Annotated in this window: 17 protein-coding genes; 16 read left to right on the top strand and 1 reads right to left on the bottom strand. The window is 45.9% G+C overall.

Features of this window, described 5'->3' with window-relative positions; translation table 11 throughout:
• Window positions 1–22 precede the first annotated feature (22 nt).
• From ACE04G_RS01865 to ACE04G_RS01800, 14 genes are all read left to right on the top strand, one after another.
• Window positions 23–2,359 (top strand): AraC family transcriptional regulator, encoded by a 2,337-nt coding sequence (locus tag ACE04G_RS01865; RefSeq protein ID WP_339305413.1) that lies wholly within the window; start codon window positions 23–25, stop codon window positions 2,357–2,359.
• Between the two features lie 282 nt (window positions 2,360–2,641).
• The gene (locus ACE04G_RS01860) at window positions 2,642–3,595 is read left to right on the top strand and encodes an ABC transporter permease (RefSeq protein WP_145323915.1); all 954 of its coding nucleotides are present in this window, start codon (window positions 2,642–2,644) and stop codon (window positions 3,593–3,595) included.
• Between the two features lie 45 nt (window positions 3,596–3,640).
• Entirely contained in the window at window positions 3,641–4,513 is an 873-nt protein-coding gene (locus ACE04G_RS01855; RefSeq protein ID WP_076212380.1) for a carbohydrate ABC transporter permease, read from the top strand.
• Window positions 4,514–4,575: 62 nt separating this feature from the next.
• The gene (locus tag ACE04G_RS01850; RefSeq protein ID WP_339297767.1) at window positions 4,576–6,075 is read left to right on the top strand and encodes an extracellular solute-binding protein; all 1,500 of its coding nucleotides are present in this window, start codon (window positions 4,576–4,578) and stop codon (window positions 6,073–6,075) included.
• A gap of 23 nt (window positions 6,076–6,098) precedes the next feature.
• Window positions 6,099–7,211: a glycoside hydrolase family 88/105 protein gene (locus tag ACE04G_RS01845; protein WP_449003419.1), complete on the top strand. Its 1,113-nt coding sequence runs from the start codon at window positions 6,099–6,101 to the stop codon at window positions 7,209–7,211.
• 221 nt (window positions 7,212–7,432) lie between these two features.
• Complete coding sequence (locus ACE04G_RS01840; RefSeq protein WP_449003420.1) at window positions 7,433–8,944, top strand: extracellular solute-binding protein; 1,512 nt, start codon at window positions 7,433–7,435, stop codon at window positions 8,942–8,944.
• A 339-nt stretch (window positions 8,945–9,283) separates the two neighbouring features.
• Window positions 9,284–10,561 (top strand): S-layer homology domain-containing protein, encoded by a 1,278-nt coding sequence (locus tag ACE04G_RS01835; RefSeq protein WP_486094113.1) that lies wholly within the window; start codon window positions 9,284–9,286, stop codon window positions 10,559–10,561.
• A 618-nt stretch (window positions 10,562–11,179) separates the two neighbouring features.
• Window positions 11,180–14,251: a DUF5704 domain-containing protein gene (locus ACE04G_RS01830; RefSeq protein ID WP_449003422.1), complete on the top strand. Its 3,072-nt coding sequence runs from the start codon at window positions 11,180–11,182 to the stop codon at window positions 14,249–14,251.
• Between the two features lie 170 nt (window positions 14,252–14,421).
• Window positions 14,422–16,470, top strand: a complete 2,049-nt coding sequence (gene pulA / locus ACE04G_RS01825) for a type I pullulanase (RefSeq protein ID WP_221824700.1) — start codon at window positions 14,422–14,424, stop codon at window positions 16,468–16,470.
• Between the two features lie 483 nt (window positions 16,471–16,953).
• Complete coding sequence (pulA, locus tag ACE04G_RS01820) at window positions 16,954–19,830, top strand: type I pullulanase (protein WP_449003423.1); 2,877 nt, start codon at window positions 16,954–16,956, stop codon at window positions 19,828–19,830.
• 280 nt (window positions 19,831–20,110) lie between these two features.
• Complete coding sequence (locus tag ACE04G_RS01815; RefSeq protein WP_339178710.1) at window positions 20,111–20,740, top strand: 50S ribosomal protein L25; 630 nt, start codon at window positions 20,111–20,113, stop codon at window positions 20,738–20,740.
• Between the two features lie 158 nt (window positions 20,741–20,898).
• Window positions 20,899–21,420, top strand: a complete 522-nt coding sequence (locus ACE04G_RS01810) for a hypothetical protein (RefSeq protein WP_449003424.1) — start codon at window positions 20,899–20,901, stop codon at window positions 21,418–21,420.
• Window positions 21,421–21,692: 272 nt separating this feature from the next.
• Window positions 21,693–22,664, top strand: coding sequence for a helix-turn-helix transcriptional regulator (locus ACE04G_RS01805; protein ID WP_076212352.1), 972 nt, complete (start codon window positions 21,693–21,695; stop codon window positions 22,662–22,664).
• Between the two features lie 42 nt (window positions 22,665–22,706).
• Window positions 22,707–23,069: an HIRAN domain-containing protein gene (locus ACE04G_RS01800; protein WP_449003425.1), complete on the top strand. Its 363-nt coding sequence runs from the start codon at window positions 22,707–22,709 to the stop codon at window positions 23,067–23,069.
• Between the two features lie 20 nt (window positions 23,070–23,089).
• Here the strand turns inward: ACE04G_RS01800 and ACE04G_RS01795 are convergent, their stop codons facing one another.
• A complete protein-coding gene (locus ACE04G_RS01795; protein ID WP_221824695.1) occupies window positions 23,090–24,193 on the bottom strand; it encodes a glycosyltransferase family 4 protein in 1,104 nt (367 codons plus the stop codon).
• A 215-nt stretch (window positions 24,194–24,408) separates the two neighbouring features.
• Here ACE04G_RS01795 and ACE04G_RS01790 point away from each other — a divergent pair, with 215 nt between their 5' ends.
• Both ACE04G_RS01790 and ACE04G_RS01785 read left to right on the top strand, forming a co-directional pair.
• On the top strand, window positions 24,409–24,720 hold the full coding sequence (locus ACE04G_RS01790; RefSeq protein ID WP_221824694.1) for a DUF3817 domain-containing protein: 312 nt from the start codon (window positions 24,409–24,411) through the stop codon (window positions 24,718–24,720).
• 274 nt (window positions 24,721–24,994) lie between these two features.
• Window positions 24,995–25,816: a TerC family protein gene (locus tag ACE04G_RS01785; protein WP_083657153.1), complete on the top strand. Its 822-nt coding sequence runs from the start codon at window positions 24,995–24,997 to the stop codon at window positions 25,814–25,816.
• Window positions 25,817–26,035 lie beyond the last annotated feature (219 nt).

Below are 26,035 nucleotides of genomic sequence, written 5' to 3'. Positions count from 1 at the left end.
CGTATAAAGGAGGATGCTCTTCTTGCCTAAGTATTTACTGCGTTTGCTCTGTTTTACCCTGATCCTCGGAGCCCTTCCGGTCATTGTTATTGGTTCGGTCTCGTATACGATTGCATCACGTGACATTGAACAGAAAGTGCGTGAGAGCAATCTTCAGATATTGCATCAGACCCAAATGAGGGTAGAACAAGTTCTGCGCAGCCTGCAATTATCATCCATCCAGTATGTTAATTCTCCCTTGGTACTACAGGCGATGAAGAAACCACTAGACAGCAGCGAGTTTCAGGAGATTCGTGATCTGACATCCGGTTTTAACAACTTGCAAGCGGTTACGAACATTGACCAAGCCTATCTGGTTAATCTGGATGAAGATTGGGTCGTGTCGATGCGTTCTTTTGGCAAATTGGATGATTTCAGCATTCGAGACCGAATTGGCTCCTACCTAAGTTATACCAACAGCCTGTTCTGGGTCACTCAGAATGCCAGTTCAGCCAAAGAAAGTGTACCTGTGTCAGCAGGTATGGGTGAACTAACACCCGAACAGGCACCTGCCCTTATATCATCGGATAATGTGGTCAGTATGGTATTCAAAATCCCGATGATACCAACCAATGTGAAACCAAAGGGATTTCTTGTGATTGATATCGCCGATACGGAACTGAGCACCTACTTGAGCCGAAATACGAATTCTGGAGATATGTACGTTCTGGATCGGGAGCAGAAGTATTTTCTGAACGACATGCAGCAAGGCGGGAAATATGACGCGCTGAATAAGGAAATTCACGAAATGGTACAAACGACGGGGCAGCCAGAGGGTTTCTTCAGTGCGGAGGTGGAAGGTAATCAAGTGGCGGTTAGTTACAGGCAATCTCCGCTCAATGGCTGGTTATACGTGTCCGTTGTATCTCTTGGACAGATTACGGCCCAGTCGCAGAAAATTGCATTGGTTACCGGTATCGCTACACTTGTCATGTTATGTGTAACGGGATTGTTCGCCATATACGGCAGTCGGCGGATGTACTCACCGATCTCCAGACTGCTGCAATTTACGAAGGGATTGGATTCCCCAGTTGCTCCGTCAGGACGCCGACAGGATGAATTTATCTATATTGAGGAGCAATTGTCAACCTTGTTCAGCTCGGAGAAAACGATGCGTGAGCAGATGAAGGGGCAGCATGTGCACCTCCAGGAGTTTTTTATGACCAAATTGCTGACAGGCAAAATCTCGGAAGAAGATTTCAGATATCAGGGAGAATTGTACGATTTCCCGACAGGGTGGGCAAGTCTTGGCGTACTCATGCTCCAGATCGATACCTTGGAAGGGACCCGATATGAGGAACAGGATCGCGATCTGCTGCTGTTTGCTGTCAACAATATGGTAGGTGAGCTACTCCCTTCGGCAGTTCGGTTCACCCCGGTCATGCTGGATGATGCTCAGGTCACCGTTCTTGCCTCCGAACTCACGGATGAGGTGAAGCTGAAGGAATGGATGCATACTCAGGCAGACTGGATTCGTGAACGTGTCGTGACTTATCTGAATCTGCCCGTAAGTATCGGCATCAGTCGTTCTTACACTTGTATCGGAGATACGCCAAGAGCGGTTCAGGAGAGCCGCGAGGCTCTGCAAGGCCGGGTAAGTCTGGGTAGCCGTATTATTTTGCATTACGAGGATATTCAGCCACGTGGTCAGATGGAGGCCGCATTGTATACCCAACTACGCATGATTGAGGATCAGCTCGCTTCTGCGCTCAAGCAAGGAGATGAAGAAAAGACTGACGCCTATTTTAAGCAATATTTGGGATTACTTGCAGACAAAAAGCTTCATTTCAGTGAATACCCCGTCATTATGGTTCAGTTATTGTCTCGTGTATATCAGCTTGTGCAGGAGCAAGGTGGGGATGTAGCCGAAGTACTGGGTGAAAAAGCATCCATGTCACATTTGCTGAAGTTGTCCACATTGGACGAAATGACCAATTGGTTCCGCAAGCGGCTGTTCCTGCCCGTCATTCGTTTCTGGCGAGAGCAGGAAGAATCCCAATACATGAATATTGCGAGACGTATGATTCGTTTGATCGAGGAACGTTATGATCGTGAATTGTCGCTGGAAGCCTGTGCCGCTGAGCTTAATTTTCACCCTGTCTACCTTAGTCGGGTATTCAAGAAGGAAGCTGGAGTCAATTTTACGGAATATCTCGCAGAGTATCGTATGGAAAAAGCAAAGACATGGCTGCAAACAACAAATCTTAAAATATCGGAGATTGCCGAGAAATTAAACTATACCAACCCAACCGCTTTTATCCGTACGTTTCGCAAAATCACAGGAACAACCCCCGGCAAGTACCGGGAGCAGCAGCGATAAAACAAACCTGCTCTGCCCGCCATGGCAGGCAGGTTTTTTTATGTTCGGCTGAAGGAAGAAGACCACTTTCCTCCATGAAGTTAAGACAGGAATATGGAGGTTGAAAGCAGTTCATTATGCCTTTAGATTCTGTGAGGGAAATGAGCTAAACCCTTGCTACATAAGGAAAAATAAAAGGCTAAAACGAGACGATAGCCAGTCATTCGTTTATCCTCCACAATGAAGACATGAATTCAGGAAGTGATATTTTGTAATCGTTTCCAATGTGGGGAGGAAGACAATATGAAAGCCGAAACGGCGGCTCGAACACGGCCCGCTACCCGCAGTGACAAAAACCTGCTGTGGAGGGACATTATCAAAAACCGGTGGCTGTATATCATGTTAATACCGGGTGTGCTTTACTTTGTTATTTTCAAATACATACCCATGTATGGCATCACGATGGCTTTTCAGGATTACACCCCTTACAAGGGTATCTTGGGGAGTGAATGGGTAGGCTTCAAACATTTCCAGCGTTTCTTCGGAGAACCGCAGTTCTGGACATTATTTCGGAATACGTTTTTACTAGCCATTTATAACATTGTGTTCTTTTTCCCACTGCCGATTGTACTGGCACTCATGATGAATGAAGTTCGCCGTGAACGTTTCAAACGATTTGTACAAACTCTTGTTTATGTTCCACACTTTGTTTCCTGGGTTGTTGTTGTTGGTGTGTTCTACATGTTGTTCACAACCGAGGGTGGTGCGATTAATGAATTGCTCTATAACCTGACAGGACAAAAAGTGGCATTCCTGCTTGAACCTGGTTGGTTCCGAACGATGATTGTCGGACAATCCATCTGGAAAGAAGTTGGTTGGGGCACAATTATCTTCCTGGCGGCACTTTCCGGTGTGGATACACAGCTCTATGAAGCTGCACGGATTGATGGTGCCAATCGCTGGCGCCAAACATGGCACATTACGCTGCCGGCCATTCGCAGTACAATCGTCATTTTGCTCATTCTGCGTCTGGGCAATTTCCTGGATACAGGCTTTGAACAGATCTTCCTGATGCTGACTCCGACGAACCGGGATGTGGGCGAGGTGTTTGATACCTACGTGTACACGAAGGGTCTTACACAGGCACAGTACAGTTATAGTGCTGCTGTCGGGTTGTTCAAATCGGTTGTCGGGCTGGCGCTTGTCCTTGGTGCCAATACGATGGCCAAAAAATTCGGGGAGGAAGGCGTCTACTAACCCTAGGGTGCAGACGTTCTTCACCAGACAGGAGTGAACATTAAGATGCAACAGGATAAAACGTGGGGCAACCGGATCTTTGATATTCTCAATCATGGCTTGCTGCTGTTGATTGGAATCGTGACGGTCATCCCGTTCATTTATATTTTGGCCGTCTCGTTTACCAGTCCGCATGAAGTGGCTAAGGGAGGATTTATTCTTTTTCCCAAAGAGTTCTCTCTGGCTGCGTACCGTTACATTTTCTCTACAGATACCTTGATTCGCAGTCTGGGCGTATCGATCTATATTACGGTGATTGGTACCTTCATTAACCTGCTGTTTACGTCACTTATGGCTTATCCGCTCTCCAGAAGATATTTGCGTGGACGCCAGCCCATTTTGCTCGGTGTATTGTTCACGATGCTCTTCAGTGGCGGGATGATTCCAACCTATTTTGTCGTAAAATCCTTGCACCTGACGGATACGTTGTGGTCACTGATGTTACCTACCGCTATTAGTGCATTTAACTTGATTGTACTCAAAAACTTCTTCCAAGCCATTCCTGATGAACTGGAGGATGCAGCCAAAATTGATGGATGTAACGATGTCAGCGTATTGTTCCGGATTGTCCTGCCGTTGTCCATGCCAGCCATGGCGACATTTTCACTCTTTTACGCGGTGGCCCACTGGAACAGTTTCTTCAGCGCTGTTATCTATATCAACGATAGTGAGAAGTGGCCTGTCCAAGTCTGGCTACGTGAGATTGTCATTCTGGCACAGAGCCGAATCGGTGACACGAGTATTGAAGAGACCGAGATCCAGCCGCTTACCATTCGCATGGCCGTTATCGTGTTCTCCACGATCCCGATTATGCTGGTGTACCCATTCCTGCAAAAGCATTTTGCCAAAGGAGTGATGCTGGGTTCGGTGAAAGGTTGAGTCGGCACATGGTTCGAAGTCAGTTCAGTATGACTGCATAAAAAAAGGGAGGTTTTCATGTTATGAAAGCAACAAAAAAGAAAGCCGTAGCTGTCTTGAGCACACTGGCACTAGTGACAGGTTTGCTGGCAGGATGCGGATCAGATGAGGGTCAGGCTGCCGAGGGCGGCGTACAAAATGTGTCCATAGCCATTGCACAGGTGGGTGATGTACCAAGCAAAGGCAATGAAGTTCAGCAAAAGATTGAAGCGTATACCAATACCAAACTGGATATCCAGTGGATTCCGGCTTCGGCCTACAATGACAAAATTAACGTAATGATCGCTTCAAGTGATATGCCGAAAATTGTGAAGGTGCAATATAATCCAACGGTGACCAGTGCAATGCGTAATGACGTGTTCTGGGAAGTGGGGCCTTTGCTGAAAGATTACAAAAATCTGTCGGCACAGAACGAGCGTTTCTTTGACAACATCAAGGTAGAGGGCAAAATCTATGGTGTTCCCGTATTCTCGGATATTGCGCGGGCTACAGTGATCTATCGCAAGGACTGGTTCGAGAAGCTGAATCTGAAGGTGCCAACGACACCGGATGAATGGTATGAAACGATTAAAACGCTGGCTACCTCCGATCCGGATGGAGATGGTCAGGATAATACATTTGGACTGATGCTTTTCAAAAAATACAATGAGGACCAATATTCCTTCACGACTCGCCTTGGCGTAAGCTTTGGTGCACCTAACAAATGGAAAGTCGAGGATGATGGCAGCTTCACGCCGGAATTCATGACACCGGAATATATGCAGGTGTTGGATCTGCTGAAACGTTTGTACGATGAGAAACTGCTGAACCAGGACTTTGCCGTATTCGACTCTACAGAAGCGGAGAAAAAGTATGATTCCGGTGTTGTCGGTATTCGTGTTGGTGTTGCTCAGAACGGAAAAAGTCAGCAAGAGCGTCTGTCCAAAAACAATCCGGATGGTGTGGTAGACATCGCTGGTTTGCTTGGACCGAACGGAGATCGTGTTGCAGGACAGACGGGTAACTCCGGAATTCTGGCATTCCCTAAATCAACGGTGAAATCGGAAGAAGAACTCAAGGATTTGCTCTCCTTCCTCGATAAATTGATGGACCCTGAGATGGCTACCCTGTTGATGCGTGGTATGGAAGACAAACATCACACCAAAGTGGGCGAAGATCAGGTGGAGATGAGTGACTTCGATGCATTCCAGCGTGAAGTGAAACCTTACCGTGACAACCTTCCTTATGTGGAAGGATATAACGTACCGAAATTGAAGGATACCGAACTGGGTGAAAAAGGTACGACACTTGCCAAGGAACTGGCGGAGCACGCTGTGCCAAACCCTGCGCTGACGTTATATTCTCCAACGTATGGTGACCGTGGGGCGGATCTGGATCAGGTGATTGCCGATGCGCAAACCAAATACATCATGGGCAAGATCGATCAAAGCGGCTGGGAAAAGGAAATCGAGAATTGGGGCAATGCTGGTGGAAACAAGATTCGTGAGGAATATGCCGAAGATTACAAAAAACAGGCTCAATAAGAGCCGGAAGCGGAGGCTTGATCATGAAGGAAACATTACAATTCACATCGGTGCGCATGGCACAGCAATTCATGGAAAGTTATCGCAACCATGAGCTGTACGCCACTTGGCATTACGAGAACGGCTGCTTCCTGAAAGCACTGGAGGAGCTGTATACACACACGGGGGAGCAGAAGTATTTTGACTACATCCGTGAGCTGATGGATCATTTCGTTCAGGAAGATGGCTCCATTCGCTCCTATGCGATCGAGGAATATAATCTGGATCAGATCAATCAGGGGAAATCACTGTTCCTGTTGCACGAGAAAACGGGAGAAGAAAAGTACCGCAAAGCTGCGGAGTTGCTTATGACTCAGCTTAAGGGACAGCCACATACGAGTGAAGGCGGGTTCTGGCACAAAAAGATTTACCCTTTCCAGATGTGGCTGGATGGATTGTACATGGCTACTCCGTATCTAACCCAGTATGGCGCAGTGACGGGTGAAGAGAAGTGGTTTGACAAGGCGGCTCTGCAGCTCTTGCTGGTGGAGCAACGTACACGTGATCCGCGTAGTGGTCTCTTGTACCATGCCTGGGATGAGAGCAAAGAGCAGCGCTGGAGTTCGGGTGAGACGGGATGTTCACCACATGTCTGGAGTCGGGCGATGGGCTGGTATGTGATAGCGGTTGTGGATACCTTGGATTATCTGCCGGTAGATCATCCGCAGCGCGGGCAGATTGTGGGTATCTTCGAACGGATAGCAAACGCACTAGTGCATGTGCAGGATCAGCAGACCGGACTATGGCCACATTTGTTGGATCAACCGGGACGTGAACGGAACTATCTTGAGGCTTCCGGGACCTCGATGTTTGTCTATGCATTGGCCAAAGGTGTGCGTAAAGGATATCTAAGTGGCAAGTTCAAAACGATTGCGGAAAAAGGATATCAGGGTCTGCTGCAGCATCTGCTGCAAACGGACCGTGAAGGCGTACTGTCCCTGACGCAGTGTAACGGCGGAGCCGGTCTTGGAGGAAGCCCGTATCGCGACGGGTCCTATGAGTATTATGTGACCGAGTCCATTCGGATCAATGATCCGAAGTCGGTCGCTCCGTTCATTTTGGCAGGAGTGGAGATTGAACTTTACAAGTCCAACTAACATGTACATGAGAACGTAGAGGACAGAAATAACTTGAGGAAGCGAAGCGTTCGCCTAAAAGCTTTCTGAAAGAAAGCTGCATCGGAAGCATAGGCTTATCCCCGGATTTTCCCCTTGTTTAGAAGGGAATCAAAAAAATCTGGGGATAACAGCGATCTGAAGGTTGTTCTGTCATCGGAGTGGTCTGTGTACATAACCTTATCCAAAAGGAGAGATGGTTCATGAGTCCAAAAAGTCCAATGTCCCGTTTAGGCGGAATCGTTGTAATTGGTGCAATGTCCGCTGGATTGCTTGCAGGTTGCGGGGGAGAAAAAGCACCTGCTGCAGGGGAAGGTAAACTTCCCATTTCCATCTCTTTAATGCAGGTAGGAGACATACCGGCCAAGGAGAACGGGATTGAAAAGAAGATTGAGGAATATACAAATACGGATGTCAATGTACAGTGGATTCCGCAGTCTGCTTTTGATGATAAGGTGAATGTTATGGTTGCTTCAGGCGAGATGCCGACCATTATGCGAGTGAATTATGTGCCGACCACATTTAATGCCGCCAAAACGGGACTGTTCTGGGAACTGGGGCCTTACTTGAAGGATTATAAAAACCTGTCTGCCCAATCCGAAGCTTATTTTAACAATATCAAAATTGAAGGCAAGGTCTACGGTATTCCGAACTTCCGGGATATTGGACGGACTGCGATCGTATATCGCAAGGACTGGTTTGATACATTAAAGCTGGATATACCCAAAACGCTGGATGATTGGTATGAAGTGATGCGCTCCATTCGTAAGGACGACCCTGACGGGAATGGTAAAGAGGATACGTATGGTGCGCTGCTGTTCAAAAAATATAATGAAGGTGTCTCTTCGCCACTGACGCGGATCGCTGTAAGTATTGGTGGTGTCAACAAATGGGGTGTGGATGATGCTGGGAAATTGACCCCGGAGTTCTTGACCACCGAATATGTGGATACGATGAAACTCTTCAAGCAACTGTTCAGCGAGGGACTGATTAACAGTGATTTTCCAGCTCTTGATCCTTCCGATGCGGACAAGAAAATGGATTCCGGCCTGGTTGGCATGAAGCTTAACGGTGTGGCCCAAAACGGAAAGTCCTCTCAGCAGCGACTTACACCTAATGCTCCGGATGGGGAGATTGACGTGGCTCCTTTCCAGGGAACCGATGGTATTCGTATCGCCGGGGAGCCAGGAAACTACGGAATGCTGGTCATCCCGAAGGCATCCGTTACGGATGAGGAGCAATTGAAGCAGGTTCTTACGTTCCTGGACCAGTTGATGGATGAGGAATTGAGTACGTTGCAGCTCCGTGGATTGCTCGATGTGCACTACAGCAAGACTGCGGATGGGAAAACCGAACTTAAAGATTTTGACGCTTATCAGCGTGAAGTGAAGCCATATCGGGATAATTTGTTAAGCATTGAAGGTTATAACGTGCCTGAACTGGTTGATGTTCCGATTGGTATGAAAGGTACAAAGATGGCGCGTGAGAATGAGCAGTACGCCATTGCCAATCCGGCACTCACCTTGTCTTCGGCGATCTATACCGAGCGTGGTCAGGAGCTGGATCAGATGATCTGGGATGCGCAGACCAAGTACATTATGGGCAAAATCGATGATGCAGGTTGGGAGCAGGAAATCGCAAGCTGGAGAAAAGCCGGTGGTGATCAATTGATTACGGAACTCGAAGCATCCTATAAGGAATTAAACGGGAAATAAAGCTGGCTGACATAAAAAAAGGGTTGATCAAATGGAATGATATGGTTTATTCTATGAATGAGTTCATTTTTCCAATATTATAAGAAAGACCACACCCTTAAAGCATAAGGCTATGAATCTGCGGATTCATGGCCTTTTTTTGTGTTTTAGGCGAATGAAGTGGGTCTATGGAAGGAGGGGCGCACGCCTTGAAGTGATGGGGATGGACGAAAAATAATACCAATAGCCTAGTACAACATGGTAGAATATTGATTATTATGGCAAATTTAGGTTTTGGTTATGAAGAGAAGTGACTAGGTTGACCAAGTAAAGCATCCCCATACTAAGGTACATAGGAGCGTGAGTAGATTGAAGAAGCAGATCAGAGGACACGAGAAGAAGAAAAAACGGAACGTGTGGATCGTCGGATTATTAACGACAGCTGTATTGGCAGGAACAGTATTACCGATGGGCCCAGTACATTTTACTTCAACAGCGAATGCAGCATCGGGGACAAGTGACACGGCCCTTAGCAAGTTCAAGGATATCAAGGGCCATTGGGCTCAAGCGACTATTGCCAAAGCTTATGAAAAAAATCTGATCTCTGGTTATCAGGACGGAACGTTCCGTCCCAATGGCAAAATCACACGTGGGGAATATGCAACCATACTTGCCCGTGCGACTGGATTAGAGAAGGTAGAGGGGAAAAATCCGTTTTCCGATCTCAAGGGACATTGGTCTGAAGCAGCGGTTAGCCAGCTTGTGGGACAAGGATTCATTAACGCTGGTGATTATGCCAAAGGGTTCAATCCGAATGCAGAACTGACGCGTTACGAGATGATGAAATGGATTGCCAATGGACTGATCAAGTCCGGAACCAGCTTCCAGGATGCTTTTAACGATACGAAAAACACACTGCTTCCCACACCGGAAGTGAACCGCGGCACCATTCGTGCCGAACAGATTCCGTATCTTGCCCTTGTCCGTGGGACGGGCATTGTCGGTGGATTCCAGGATGGCACATTGAGACCAGCGGATTCCACCACTCGTGCAGAAGTATCGGCCATTTTGCTGCGTTATATGGACGTGGAGGGCACGGATGCCGGGAAGTATAGTGACCTGAATGAGATGAGAGAGGTCGGCACGACAGGTACGAATTTAACGACAATTAGTAATTATAGGTATAGTAATAACTCCGCTAAAGTAAGTGATTTAGCAAGAGAAGAAATTAAATTATCCAATAATTCCGGTGTAGTTACACTGCATAGATATATTGTTGTAGATGTTACTCAAGGTAAAGCAAAAGGTCTCTATGCAACATTATTCATTGGTCCAGAGACACATCTTTTCAAAGGCAACTATATGGCTTTTGCAGATATATCTTTTACATCCAAAATTGAGAGATCCGATCCAATTACTTTTAATGGAGGGTTATATAGTGGTTTTTTGCAATTTAATCGTTTGGATCTTAAGCAAGCATTCAAGAATGGACTAGTGACTATCCCTGAGAGATCGAGTGATTTGATTAAGAAAGATATAAAGAAGAGATTTTGGGTGACATCTGTTTTAGAAGGTAAAAATGGAGCATATTCCTTTAATCAAAAAAGTGGAAATATACTAAAAATTCAGAATATGTAAGTCAAACTTAATGGTGGTGGAATATTTTTGTGTGCTCATGTTGAGAAGAAATCCTTAATTTTTATCTCAATTTTTCTTATTACTATACTATGTTTGAATTTAACATCCTCAATAGAAGCTGCAAGTTCAGATCCATATGGACCTAAGAAACAAAAAATATCTAATACGGTACAGTCTGAAAAAAGGATAGCAAATCCAGGTGTTTACTGGTATCAACTTGATGATGGTAATTTCAAAGCAGATCACACTACTGGACCAACTTTTTCGAATAACCTCAATCCTAATTCATGTTCTATTCCATATCCAGATGAGAAGGAAATTCCTAATGAGGTCGATTTTTCTGAATGGCCCGCAATATCTTGGCCAGATTTTCAATCACAGACTGTTACACAGAGAATGCTAGATAAAATTCGTATTAAAAGCGTAGATTACCAATCAACTACACTACAGTCGTCTTATACTGGTTTGGGGAACACGATTATAAGAGAAGGAAATACAATCGTAAAAATTATTACCAAAACAGGAGGCTCACACACAGTTACTAATCGAAGGGACTATGAAAATGGTGGTAAAACAATTCGAAACTGTGTGAAGCAAATCGTTGCATACCATACGCCCATGGATATCATCTGGGAAGGTGATCTGGTTGAAGAGAAGGAGATCGATGTAACTCCGAATAAAACCCTTACCCTAGGTCAAACTCAGCAGATGGTAGCCAAGGTGAAGACAAAGGGCTATGGTGCGACAGCCTTTGGTGAGGGCATCGACGTATCCCGCAGGGAAACGGAGATCAAATGGTTTTCTTCTGACGAGACAATTGCGAGTATAGAGTTGAAAACAGGGATGTTAACGGCCGAAAGTCCGGGCACGGTCACTGTGCGTGCAATCTGGAACAATGGTACATATCTAATCTCGGATACTGCCACCATAACTGTCACGTCTGAGCCAGGACTCGTTGTGAATTTGCCGAACGCTTGTAAAGCCAATACGACACCTCTACAGGCAGAAGCCGTTCTAACCAAACCGGATCGCTCTGTTCATAAACTGACGGCTCATCCCAAATTGACGTGGCAGAGCTCGAATCCGGCTGTGGCAACGATCGGTGCTGATGGCAAAATCACGACAAAAGGGATCGTGGGTAGCACGACCATAAAAGCTCATTTTCTTGATTCTGCTCAGCAACTGAATGAACAAGGGACTCAGGTGCTTGAGGTGAAGGACTGCACAGATAATGGAGAAGGTGGTAATGATGGTGATCCGGGGGGCGACCCTGTGAACGCTTGCCCTATGACCATCAGCCCACCGAGTAGAGGCACGGTTATTGAAGCATCGGTTATGGACCCGTCTGTTGGAGGTGTGTTGAAGGCAGATGATCGGGGATCTGAGAAGTTTGATGTTACCCGTGGTATTCCAACTTCGGAAGATCTTTATGCCAATGTTTTGGCCAAGGAATATCTGTTTCAGCACCGTTGGGTTAACATGACAGGAACGGTGACTTACACCGTTAAAGTGAAAAGGGTGTATCATAAAACCTGGACGATCCCGGGAAGAGCGTCTAGTGGTGAGGGGGATCCAGGAACACCTCCTGAGCCCAAAGAACTTGATGTGCCCGGGGATAAAACCATGCAAGTAACACGGACATATAGCTATTGGCAGATCGATAACCTGGAGGTTTACAAGTTAAATGAAGCTAAGGTATTTAACTATGCGCTAGGCGGTTATGGTGACACCGTGACCCTGACGCCCAATGCATATACACTACCGACTTTGCAATCGGCTATGGATCCTGCGGTTACCACGCATGTAAAACCTGCGTCATGCCGAGAGATTGATCTTGGCACCGAAGGGGTTCCGGGTGGTTCGGTTGAACCGCCTACGCCAGATGAAACATCATTGTTTCAATCCAAAGCTGAAGCGGAGGTTAGAGAGAATACCGTCAATAATGATAAAGTAACCTTTAATGGAGCGACGATTATGGATCCTGCCCCGGTGGAGAAAACAACTCCAAGACCTGGGACAATCCCGCAGCCTGGCATGATCGGAGACGATGTTCTGTACCAGAACCGGCTTACGATTAAGAACACATTGATGAACAAAGCTAACCAGCCAACCACGGGTGAGATTACGTATGGACTGCTCCCTGGCAATGTTAACGGAGGTCAGGATCAGAAGTTCCCCATTCTGGGAATTAACACGGTGACAGTACATACTCCAGTTGTGAACTATGCCTGGGTGTCTGATGATCAGCCTCATAATCAGAAGACTACGCCTGATCCGACCAGAGCTGCACTTATTTTAGAGCGTCCATTCATTGTGCGAATACCGACCTCAGGTCAACATTTGGATGTAGCGAGTTACCCAGGTTATGGAAACCATGATTATGCGAAATATTTCCGGATCAAACAGGTTCGTTTCCCATTCGATGTCTATAACGGTGCCAGAAGTCAGTTTATTCCGGCTATGACATGGGTGGATATTCCGGTAAATCAGTTGGACACTCCTTTTTATCTTCCTGTATGGGTAGATGAAGGGAATTATCAGGTCGAGTTTCGAAATATCGCCGAAAATACACCTGCAAACTTCACAGAACAACAGGATGCCAATACGAATCTGACTCATCATGTCGCAGCAGATACCGTTGCTGTAGAAGTTATCGGACGATTATATGATTTTCATATCACCGATATTTCAGACTACAACTGGGAGAATGTGTTCCGTAAGCGGATGGGCAGCCCCGAACCAACGGGTGTAAGCTACTGGACCGGAGAAAACAGTATAGACGGAGATCCCCGAGGTAATTTGGCTCCCTATGTCCTGCCAGTTCGTCCTGGCAGTCATCCGGTACAGGGGTTCCGAAATGCTGCAGTGAAGACGGGTTACCATTTCAAGTTTGATCTGAAAACCAAGGGTAATATGTTTGGGAAACAGGATGGTATCCGAATCACGCCGACGTTCTCTTTTGTGAGTAAAGATGGCACCACCCGGCAAGGAGTGGATTTATACTACCATCGAGGACAGGAACGACTCATTCGTATTGGATCGGCACAAGATTTAGAAAAACGCTTTGTTGTCCTGAACTCACGTTTGCGAAATGTCCCCGGTTCGGAGTTAGGTGATACAGCGCGTTATCAGTATACCTATGAACTGTCGGAGGAGGAACGCAATCAGGGTACAATGGCGGAACATATGGTTCGTTTCGTGGATCAGACCTCTCATCATATAACGTGGGTAGGTCGTTATGATTGGATGATTCTTCCTTCACAGATCCGTACACTCATTGGCCCAAAAACAGATATTCCATCTGGTGTTAATGTTGATCGGGCGAATGCAGCGATTCAGCGCTGGTATGGGGAATATAGCTTGCCAGCAGATGTATATGCAGTACCCAAAGGAACCGATTTAGAGCCACTTGCCAGACAAAAACAGTTGGATGAGAAGGCAATAGTATTTCTGAGAGACGGTTACATTGTGGTTAACTTCAATATCGAAACATTGCGCAGTGGCAATACGAGTGCGCCACATCTGCAATATATTCACGCACCGTTGATGAATCAATGGCAAATGGAAGGTTTGGATAACAACCCGGTAGATAATCAGGGGAGAAGCTGGCCGATGCAAGATGGGGACGTGGTTTTGTACCACGCCGATCAATCCAGCCGGAATGATTTCCAATCCCAGGTACCGCATTAGAGAGAATCGTTTTACCCATAAAGAAGGCAGGCGTCATGTGAATCTACATGACGTTTGTCTTCTTTTGTGTAATTCGGATTATGGTTGGGCAGCAGAACGGGTATAAAGGGTAAGGAGCACTCGTATCATCCATGTTCATCAATTTTCTCAACGAGAGGGGAACAACACACATGATTGAAGAGGATAAGCAGGAACTATTGATTTCAGAAGATACATACCAAGGAAGAGATTTAGGTGTCACATTAGAAGCACAAACCTGTCACTTTAAAGTCTGGTCACCGTTAGCCGTTCAGATGGAACTACTTCTATACCCACCTTTGACAGGGGGGAGCCCGGAGGAAGAGCCCAATCAACAGAAACAGCAGGCGTTACCTATGCAAAAGAAAGAACAAGGCATCTGGGTTCTGGAACTGGAGGGTGATTTAAACAGCTACCGTTACATGTACAAGCCTACTTTCGAAGATGGACATTCAACCCATGCTGTAGATCCCTACGCACGAGCAGTGACCATGAATGGAGAAATGGGTGTAATTGTCAGACTGGAGCAGACACATCCGAATGGATGGAGTGAGGATATTCGTCCGCAATTGACCAGTCCTGTAGATGCAATCTTGTACGAACTGCATGTACGTGATTTTTCCATTCATCCTTCATCTGGTATAACGAATAAAGGCAAATACATGGCTTTCACCGAGACGGGTCTGCGTGATTCGGAGGGCAACAGACTGGGGATCGATCATTTGGTTGAACTCGGGATTACACATGTGCATCTGCTGCCTGTATTTGATTTTGCGACGGTGGATGAATCCAGAGTAGATGGTGATACGTCTGATGGCTCCAACTATAACTGGGGATATGATCCGCTTCATTACAATGTCCCGGAAGGTTCCTATACATCACGTGCAGATGATCCGGAGACACGAATTCGTGAGTTCAAATCCATGGTGCTTGCCCTTCATAACAAGGGAATAGGAGTAATTATGGATGTGGTATATAATCATACGTTTGATACGGCAGGCAGCTCTTTTGAAAAACTTGTACCAGGGTACTACTATCGTCAAAACGCCGATGGAACCTATAGCAATGGCTCAGGTACGGGCAATGAGGTAGCTACTGAACGCACCATGGTTCGCAAATTTATCATCGACTCGGTCCGTTACTGGGCGGAGGAGTATCATGTGGATGGTTTTCGATTTGATCTTATGGGCCTGATCGACACAACTACGATGAAACAGCTTGCAGCGGAGTTGCACACCGAAGTGTCACCTTCCATATTGTTATATGGTGAACCATGGGGTGCACTGGATTCGCCGCTTGGAGATGATATGACTCTAAAAGGAGCGCAGCGCGGGGCGGGTTTTGCTGTGTTTAACGATAATTACCGCGGAGTGATCAAGGGAGACAGCGATGGCATGGGTACGGGATTTGCGACAGGTGCGGACGGGAAAGAAGACGAATTGTGGACTGGCGTCCGGGGAGCCATTCAGGATTTTACGGATGATCCATCCGAGACGATTAACTATGTAACCGTGCATGATAATCTCAATCTGTGGGATAAAGTCGCGCGTACACAAGGACTCCACGATACCCTGAATTTCCTCAGCTATAACGAGGATGGAAGTATTTGTGGTTGCGAGAGCGTGGAAGAGGCTGTAGAGAAGGCTAAGCCTTACCTGCAGATTGATCCGGAACACATTCTGGAGAATGAGACCGTTAGCCGTAGTTTGCTTGCCAATGGTATCGTTTTAACCTCCCAGGGTGTTCCCCTGATCGCGGCTGGAGATGAGCTGCTTCGAAGCAAATATGGGGACGCCAACAGCCATCAGAGTGGAGACGTGGTTAATGCCATACATTGGGAGCAGAAGAAGCTGTTCAAGCCGGTATTTGATTATTATCGTGGGCTGATCCGTCTTCGGCGAGAACATCCAGCCTTTCGGCTTCGTACACGGGAAGAGATCGAGAAGTATGTTCGTCTAATAGAAAAAGGCAATGGGCTGCTAGCCTATGAACTGAACGGTACAGCAGCCAGCGATTCATGGGAACATATTGTTGTTATCTATAACGCAGCAAAAGAAAACCGTGACATCGCTGTTCCCACAGGGACATGGAATGTGATTGTAGAAAAAGGACAAGCAGGCGTTGATACGATACGTACCATACAGGACGGACAGGTACATGTGAATGCGATATCCCTAACGGTAATGTATTCCAATTCCTGATGAACGCAATGCTTGCCAAGAATTGAAGCCCCTTTCATACAGAAAAGGGGGGGATTTGTTTTATCTCAATTTATTTGATTAGATTGGATTGGATATCTAGAACGGGCCTTAGTAGCGATTTTACTAATGGTTTGTTGGTACCGATTTGTTGATGCGTCAGAAACCATTGCCTTGGTCGCAAGGCTATACCTTGTCATGTCTGACCTTCTTTATGCTGTGCATCTGTTGGTGCATTTTAATCTCAACCAAATGACATCCTGCATTATATTCTTGTATATTCCAAACTTTTTTTGTCAGGACAGGTACAAATGCTGTCAATCTATGGCGCTTGTTTTCATATCCTATATTTTGAAAGCGATTGCTAATTGAATACGCAAATTGGACCGATATGATGAGTACAGACAACCCCGGGTTGACAAACAACGTCCCGCTCCGTAACATCGGGACAACACGAAATCAATGGATATAAAGGCGGTGAGAACGATGCCGGAATGGACTTCTTTTTGTTACGAAGGCAACGATCTTGGCTTAACATATACTCGTGCAGCAAGTACTTTTAAATTGTGGGCACCTACGGCACAGCAGGTTTATATATTGGTCTTTGAAGATGAAGGGCATTACAACGATAGTGGTAAAGTACAAGATCATGAAAATGGGCAGGAACACGGTCTGACGCGCGATGCGGACGGAATATGGAGCCTGAAGCTCAGCGGCGATTGGGCAGGACATTATTATATGTACCGAATTATCCATGATGATCAGCGGATTGAAGTCGTTGTTGATCCTTATGCCAGAGCGGTAACGGCAAATGGGCAACGAACGGCTATTATAGATCTGGAGACCACCAATCCGATCGATTGGGACCTGGATGTCAAACCTGCTTTTCTGCGTCCTGTTGATGCCGTGTTATATGAGTTACATGTCCGTGATTTCTCCTCGGATCCACATGCAGACATTCCGTATAAGGGAAAATATCTGGCATTCACGGCATCCGGTCTGACGGATAGAGCAGGCAATAGTATTGGCGTAGACCATCTTGCCGAACTGGGAGTCACTCATGTACATCTTCTGCCTGTGGCGGATTATCAGACGGTGAATGAACTTGCTACAGCAGATGTGGGTTCAAACATCAGAGCACCATACAACTGGGGGTATGATCCCCAGCATTATAACGTTCCCGAAGGTTCGTATGCGACAGATCCTCGTGATCCTGCAGTTCGCATCCGGGAGCTCAAATCACTCGTTCAATCCTTGCACAGACAAGGCATTCGCGTTGTACTCGATGTTGTCTATAATCATACGTATAGCGTGGAAGAGGGACCTTTTGAACGGATTGTACCAGGATATTATTACCGTTATCGGGAGGATGGCACCCTCAGCAATGGTTCTGGTGTAGGCAATGAATTGGCGACAGAACGTCCAATGGTGCGAAAATATATTTTGGATTCTCTCCGATACTGGGCAGAAGAATATCATGTGGACGGATTTCGATTTGACCTTATGGCCCTGATTGATACGGAAACGATGAATGAACTGACACGCGAATTGAAGGAACAGATCGATCCGGCGTTTCTGATCTATGGGGAACCCTGGATGGGTGGAGATTCACCTTTGGACCGTAAAACATTAAAAGGAACCCAGCGAGGTCAGGGGTTTGCAGTATTTAATGATCATTTTCGCAGTGCAATCAAGGGCGATAGTGATGGCAGTGGCAGAGGGTTTGTCACGGGTGCCGGAGGGCAGGAATATGAGCTTATTAGGGGATTAGCGGGAGCACTGGATGATTTCACATCTTCACCTGTGGAAGTTGTCAATTATGTAACTGCCCATGACAATCTCAATCTGTGGGACAAAATTGCGACAACAATGAACCTTAGACATGAATTAGGATTTCCCGTATGGAAGGACGGACAGCCCGTGGGTGGTGGGAGTGCTGAGTCCGCTGTAAAAGCAGCAGATCCTTATCGGTATGTGGATGCAGATGATGTTTTGAATCATGAGATGGTTCGTCGCTCTATACTGTCTTCCGGCATTCTGCTTACATCTCAGGGAATTCCGTTTCTGCATTCAGGGGATGAGATGCTCAGATCCAAAGCCGGTGATCATAACAGTTATCGGAGCGGGGATGCGGTGAACGCCATCACATGGGCCAACAAATCACGCTTCAGACCGGTGTTCGACTACTATCGTGGTCTTATTCATATGCGGCGAACCCATCCCGCTTTTCGTATGATTGATGCTGAACAGGTACGAACTCACCTTCGTGTTATTCGTGCGGATGGCAACGTAGTTGCCTTTATACTTCAGAATGGTGCGAATCAGGACACCTGGAATCAGATTCTGGTCATCTATAACGGAACGGAACATGAGCAGCATGTCGACCTGGGAGAAGGAGACTGGCATGTTGTAGTCAATGATCATCAGGCAGGCACAGACGTGATCGAGACTGTTCGTGGTACTGTTCAGGTAGAACGATGGTCCTTAATGGTACTGTATGACACAGAGCATGCTGGAGGCACTGAACCATCAACAGTGGAGATTAGTTTTCCTCGCCAGGTATATAGTCCGAAGGAGACCACTCAACTGCGAGCGATCGTACGGGACAGCATTGGCAATGTGGTAGAAAAAGCTCCAGTCACCTGGACTTCTTCTGATCCGGATATCATTCAGATCCAGCCTGATGGAACAATCCATGCACTGGAACGAGGGGAAGCTTCGATTACAGTCCATTGTGGGAACATAACGGCAAGCTGTATGTTACAAGTGGATTATCGTCATGCTGAACGAATCGAAATTGTGGGCGAACCTGTCATGTATATGACTCGAATCAGTCGCTTCCGTGCCTTGGTTCTGGATCAATTTGGTCAGCCGCTTCAGGATTCGAATATACGCTGGAGCTCTTCTCACCCAGAACTTGCAGCGGTGAGTGCAGCAGGGATCGTACGTGCGATGACACCTGGAGTAACCCATATTATTGCTGAAGCCGGAGGAATCCGGGCAACGCTTGGCGTAACGATTCATAAACAAATTTCGCGAACCGTCACGCTTCGATACGAACGGGAAGACCAGCACTATGAAGGTTGGGATGTCTGGGTATGGGGCACAGGTATGGAGGACGGAGCAGTACGGCTGGAACAAGTCGGAAATGCCGCCGAAGCCCGCTTCCGCGTTGCTCCGGGTCTGCATCACCTGGGATTGATCATTCGATTGAACGAATGGGAAGCTAAAGATACGTGCGGAGACCGTTACGTCGACATTGTACCTGAAGACGGGAATGTGCACATTATTGTCCGTAGCGGATCAGACGAGATGCAGATCATTCGTGAAAGCGAAAAAACAGAGGATCGTAATAGCGCATAGTTTCTTTATTTATAACGTCGAATGTAATTCGTCAAAACCTTGTTAAACCAGCAGTTGGAAGAGACTCCGACTGCTTTTTTCGGTCTGATTATAAGCCGCATAACTTGCCAAAAAATAATTAATTGTCCTCTTTTGTGTTTGAGATCCTCTATCATTGGGGTAAATATAGATATGGCCCACGATTCGGCCAAAGGAAAAAGACCATCATGGTCTATGAGATAAGCCTCAGCGCTTTCCAACAAATATAATGTAGTGATCCCTTGAAGGAGGATGTTCAATCATGAAATCCAACGGAAAAATGGCTCAACTTACAGCAACGCCAAGAACGGAAAAGAAAGGTGCAGCATTGCGCCTGTTAAGACAAGGCGGACGAGTTCCTGCAGTCGTTTACGGCCCGGGACTTGAAGGTGCTTCAATACATGTAGATGAAAAAGAAATGCTGAAAGTGGCACGCACAGGCCGCTCCGAAATGTTCAACCTGAATGTTGAAGGCGGTAATACGGTTCCGGTGCTGATCAAGGATCAGCAAGAGCGTAACGGACGTTTGCTGCACGTAGACTTTTTGCAAATTTCCAAGAACAAGCCGATCAGTGTAAGTGTATCGATCGACTTCCAGGGTACAGCGGCCGGCTCGAAAGCTGGCGGTGTATTCCAGACACAGGAGACACAGCTGGAAGTAGAAGGATTGCCTGCGGATCTGCCAACGTCCATTGAAGTGGATGTTAGCGGATTGGATATTGGTGATCGCTTGACTGCTGCGGATATCAAGCTGGACAAAGGTTTGACACTCATAACATCACCTGAGTCCATCATCGCTTCCGTCATGCCGCCACAAGCCGCTGAGGAAGAGCCAACGGCTTCTGCTGAGGAAGCTGAACCGGCAGCTGAAGAAAAAGCTACAGAAGAATAAGCAAAGCTCAGGGATCTTATCAGATCGCATGTTTAGCCGAAGCCCAGTCCTAGTGACTGGGCTTTTTATACTTTCAGGACAAGAGATTGGGCTAGTCGCATGAAAATTGAGAATGTACTACAATACATGTTAAAGGGTTAGAAAGTAGGTTTATTTCAATGTTTGATCCAACGGTGTATGACAATCTGAAAGTCGGGTTTGAGAATTATCTCTATGATATGGATAACCTGGATGAACGTATTCAGATTACGGGGCGTAAAGATCGGCTGGAGATGGCGGTGATGTCCAGAGAGTTCACATTACAATTCTGTCTCAGGGATCGCCCGGAAGTAACAGGGGAAGTTGTATTAAGCAGCTCCCTTGAGGAGCTTGCAGCGGAGATCCTGGAGACGCCTGGTGCGAATCCAGGTTGCCGTTTGGAACTACGGTTTAGCATGGTTGTAAAGGAGCCTGAGAAGCAGTGCCCGGATATTCGTCCAATATTACAGAAGAGCTGGCCTGAGCAGAGGATGTGCCAGAACATCCGGTATATTTTTGATGAACAGCCAATCATGTATAACGTCACGGCTCACGTTTATTTTGACCGCAGTGTGAATGAAGACCAGATGGGAGACATTACTGAACTCTGTGAGCATATGACGAATGTGATGGATCAATTATTACAGTTGCATAACAAGTAATTTCGAGAAAAGCCTTGTCTCTTTATAGAGATCTGGGCTTTTTTTGTATTATTTTTAGAAAATTGTATAGGCTTTCAGACTTAGGTTTAAGGTCTTTCGGGTTAATGTTTTACGCAAGCAAGTAAGAGAATGTATATTAAAAGGGGGTAAAAGTGCAATTGGACTATACAAAAATGGTGAAATTGCGAAAATAAAATTGGGACTAAAGATTTAGTCCTGTACTAAAGGAACTAGTTTTCCTTGCCGATAAAATATCGAAGGGGAGAAACTACATGACAGAGAAATTAATTCGTCTGCTGCGTATACTTCAGGCTATACAAGCAAATCCTGGAATTTCGGCCAAGGAATTGGCGCTGAAATGCGGTACGACTGTACGCACGATTTATCGTGATCTCCGGATTTTGGATAGGGTCGCCCCGATTATGAATGAAGGATATGGCAAAGGTTACCGATTTATTGGTGAGTTTGCGATGTATCCATTAGATTTTACTGAACAGGAAGCAATGGTCTTCTCCTTGCTGCCGTCCGTAGTTGATACCTCCAAGTTACCTGCTGAGTTCGATTCAGCTTTTGACAAGGTCATGTCGGCTCATACCAAATTAAAATCAAGAAACAGTGATATTGTAGAAAATATTGCGGGAATTATTCGGATGGGCACGCCAGCTTATCGTGAGGAAGGAAAAGACCCTAATTTGCTGATTCCCATTATCGAATCTATTCTAAGCCAGCAAACCATTCGTACTCAATATCATACGCTGACAAGAAATGAGATTACAGTCCGGGATATCGATCCCTATTATCTCATTCCACGTGATCAACGTTTTTATTTGATTGGATACTGCCATTTGCTGCAAAAAGTTCGATTGTTTCGAATTAGCCGTTTTTTGGATGTGACACGAACAAATGCCGGTTTCGACAAGGGTGATTTCAACATAACGCAGTACATGAAGAACACATGGTCTATTGACCGTGGCGACGAAAATATCCATTTCAAGGTAAGATTCTCTGAGAAAGTGGCCCCCTACATAAAAGAAGAAGAGATGTTTGTTCGCCCGCGAATGACGAATATGTCGGATGGGGGATTGTTATTTGAAGTGACACTGAATAGCAGCAGAGAATTTTTGAAATGGTTGTATCAATTTGGGCCCGAGGCAGAGGTACTTGAACCTCGTGAGTTTCGTAGAGAGATACGCAGGCAACTTGTCGAGTGGTTGGAACATTATGAAACCGATGTATCTTTGTGAAAATTTCAATCATGGAGAAATACAGGAAAAGGAGCAGGTAATATGAGCACCAAATTATTCGCAGCTATGTATGGGATGGACCACTACCATGGCGTACAAGCTTTACATGTGGGGGATACCGTGTATCTCGTCAAAGATCCAGATAATCGGTTGGATCATCAAGCGATTAAGGTTGTTATTCCCCCGATTGGAGCCGTAGGTTATATCGTTAATGATTCGCTGGTCGTACCACATGGATGTTGGATCGGGACGGAATTCTACGATGTATTTCATCAACTAACGTGTGCCAAAGTACGATTCATGATGAGAGATATGGTTATTATGGAGTTAATTGAGATGAGTCACATTTCTGTTCCGCAGATGGATTCTTTGATTAAGGGATGGCAATTTCGTGAGAAAGCTTGATCATCGCAACAGAAGAAGGCTCATTTACGGATGAGCCTGGTATAGGTCGCTTCCAGATGCATGGCTGTTCTTGCCCAACTGAAATGTGCCCTTGCGCTGTCTCGGCCAGCCTTCCCTAACTTCTCGGCAAAAGTGGGATTGCTTGCAAGTTTGTACAGGTAAGAGGCGAAACGTTGGGGACGCTTATAAGCGGTGACAAGGTATCCATTGATACCTGATTCAATAATTTCACGAATACCTCCGTTATCCGAAGCAATGACGGGTAATCCTGAAGCCATCGCCTCAACATTAACCAGGCCAAAAGCTTCATGTTCTTGAGACGGACAGACCAGACAATCGACTGCCCGATACAACTGATCGATATGCTCATGGTTTATCTGACCACGGAAGGAAACATGGACTTTTTGTTTTTGAGCAAGTTCGCGAAGTTTACGCATGTAATACGGAGGTCCTTTGCCTGCAACAACCAGTTGAACAGGCATCTGTTGCTGAAGGAGGGCAGTTGCACGAATTAATACGTCTACCCCTTTTCCAGGGATCAGTCTGCCGACATAGAGAATAGAGAATGGTTTAGTTACTCCATATTGTGTACGCAGATGAATCTGTTCTTCGCTGGATTCAACAGGTCTGAAGCGGCTTAGATCTGCACCCAATGGAACAACACTCATCCGGTGTTTTACCAAGGGAAATCTGCGGCTTAACCTTTGTCTCAGGGAATGACTGTTGACGGCAATCCAATCAGCTTTTTTCATCAATGTGAGTTTGGAAGGCCCAGGCTGAGCAAACGTTAACGAGTGAAGATAGAGTACAACAGGTGTGGTTGGAAAAGCTCGTTTGATGGTAGCCATACTTCGTGGCCTGTTATCCACTTGAATTACATCATAGGGTTGTTGGGATAACAAACGTATGACTGCTTTGGTGTACATGACAGGGCTCGTTGCAGGGACACGTTGAATGGTGATCCCATCGATCTGTTCTGTGGCGGCGAGACCTTGCATTTGACGACTTATAATGGTCACCTGATGGCGATGGGCTAGTTCACGAGCGATGCCCAGGATACAGATTTCCACGGAACCATTACCGGGCAAAGGCAATTTCTCGGGTGCAACCATAGCTATTTTCATGATCCGGCTCCTCCTTGTCCGACATCTGTAACAATCTTCGTCATATATCTTATGAGAAGTTAAAGCATTTGGCTCCTGCGAAATGGTAGGTGAACCACCTATAAAGCGTGCAGGAATAATCTGCTGCATGGCATTTAAGCGAGATATTCAGCTTTTGTGATATACTGTACGGGAACAATTGAATTCGTTACATGTATAAAAGCAGGAGGAAAATAATGTTACATTCTACGCTGGGGCGCTTCCGGCTGTTGTTGTGGTTGCAGGGCATTTCGTACGTGTTGTTACTGTTTGTTGCTTTTCCGTTGAGAGATGCCGGGGTTATGCCGCAGGCTGTCACATGGTTTGGGAATCTGTACGGTTTTTTGTTTTTAATGTATTTGTTATTTATGGTGACTATGTACACCTCACAGAAATGGCGTCTGCGCCGTCCAATTGCTCTGTTCTTTGTTTCTTTCATTCCACTGGGGAATATGATCTATGATGTTGCCGTATTCCGTAAGCTGTATCGTCAACTAAATAAAGCTTGACTTTATTTAACGTTATGAAATATGATGAGTACAGGTTAAACAACCCGTTCCAACTAAAACTACATATTCCTGTTAAAGGGGAGTAGCTTTTACAGTAAAGTCGTCAGTTCGGGATCATATCCCCGGCTTTATTGGCAGCAATTTTGTTGTTAGCGAGACCTTTACCAAGTTTTCATGCTCGGTAAAGGTCTCTTTTTGTGGATATAAAAGGACCTTACCAGTGATGGTAAAGGTCCTTTTTTTTGTACATCATAAGAATATTAAGGAGGAGTCAATGTTGGATGTTTCATTATTATTAGAATATGGGTGGGTGCTTGCTGTCTTAGTGGTCCTTGAAGGATTACTCGCAGCGGATAATGCATTGGTACTCGCAATCATGGTTAAACACTTGCCTGAAGATAAGCGCAAAAAAGCGTTGTTCTATGGTCTGATGGGTGCATTTGTTTTCCGTTTAGGTTCGTTGTTCCTGATCTCTTTCCTCGTCGATGTATGGCAGGTACAAGCGATCGGTGCCCTGTATCTCCTGTATATTTCGATTAACCATATCGTTAAAAAGATACTGGGTAGTCGCAATAAAACAGATGAAGCAGCTGATTCCACGCCTAAGAAACCGAAAAAACAATCCGGTTTCTGGATGACCGTTTTCAAGGTCGAAGTAGCGGATATCGCATTTGCAGTTGATTCCATTCTGGCTGCGGTTGCTTTGGCCGTGGCGTTGCCACCAAGTGGATTGCCTGCAATTGGCGGACTTGACGGTGGACAGTTTATCGTTATCTTCCTCGGTGGATTCATCGGGCTTGTGATCATGCGTTTTGCAGCTTCATACTTTGTGAAATTGCTTCATTCCCGTCCAGGGCTTGAAGTTGCTGCCTTTGTGATCGTAGGTTGGGTAGGGGTTAAGCTGGCAGTTATTACACTCGCACACCCTTCATTGGGTGTTCTGGATGAGCATTTCCCGGAAAATAAAATTTGGAAATTCGGATTCTATATTGTACTGATCACCATTGCGGTATGTGGTTGGTTCCTGTCTTCCAAAGTTCCTGAAAAAGAAGACGAGAATCCGGTTGAAGAGTTGGAAAAACAAGCAGGTCTATAATAATCATGTTACGCTAACAACATCATTATTATTTGGAAAACAGGAGATTGTCCTAGGACAATCTCCTGTTTTTGTATACATATGAACAATGCAGCCGGGTCCAATTTCCAAGAAAAGGGTTGACACATGAATTCTAGTCCCCTTAATATAAGACTAACATTAACGAAGGGAGGCCGAGAGACATGATGCTTGGTTATGATTTGATTCAAACACGGCGCA

This window comes from Paenibacillus sp. AGC31, from assembly GCF_057334655.1.
The sequence above is the reverse complement of the archived record's forward strand: the minus strand, read 5'-3'. Positions and strand labels throughout refer to the sequence as shown.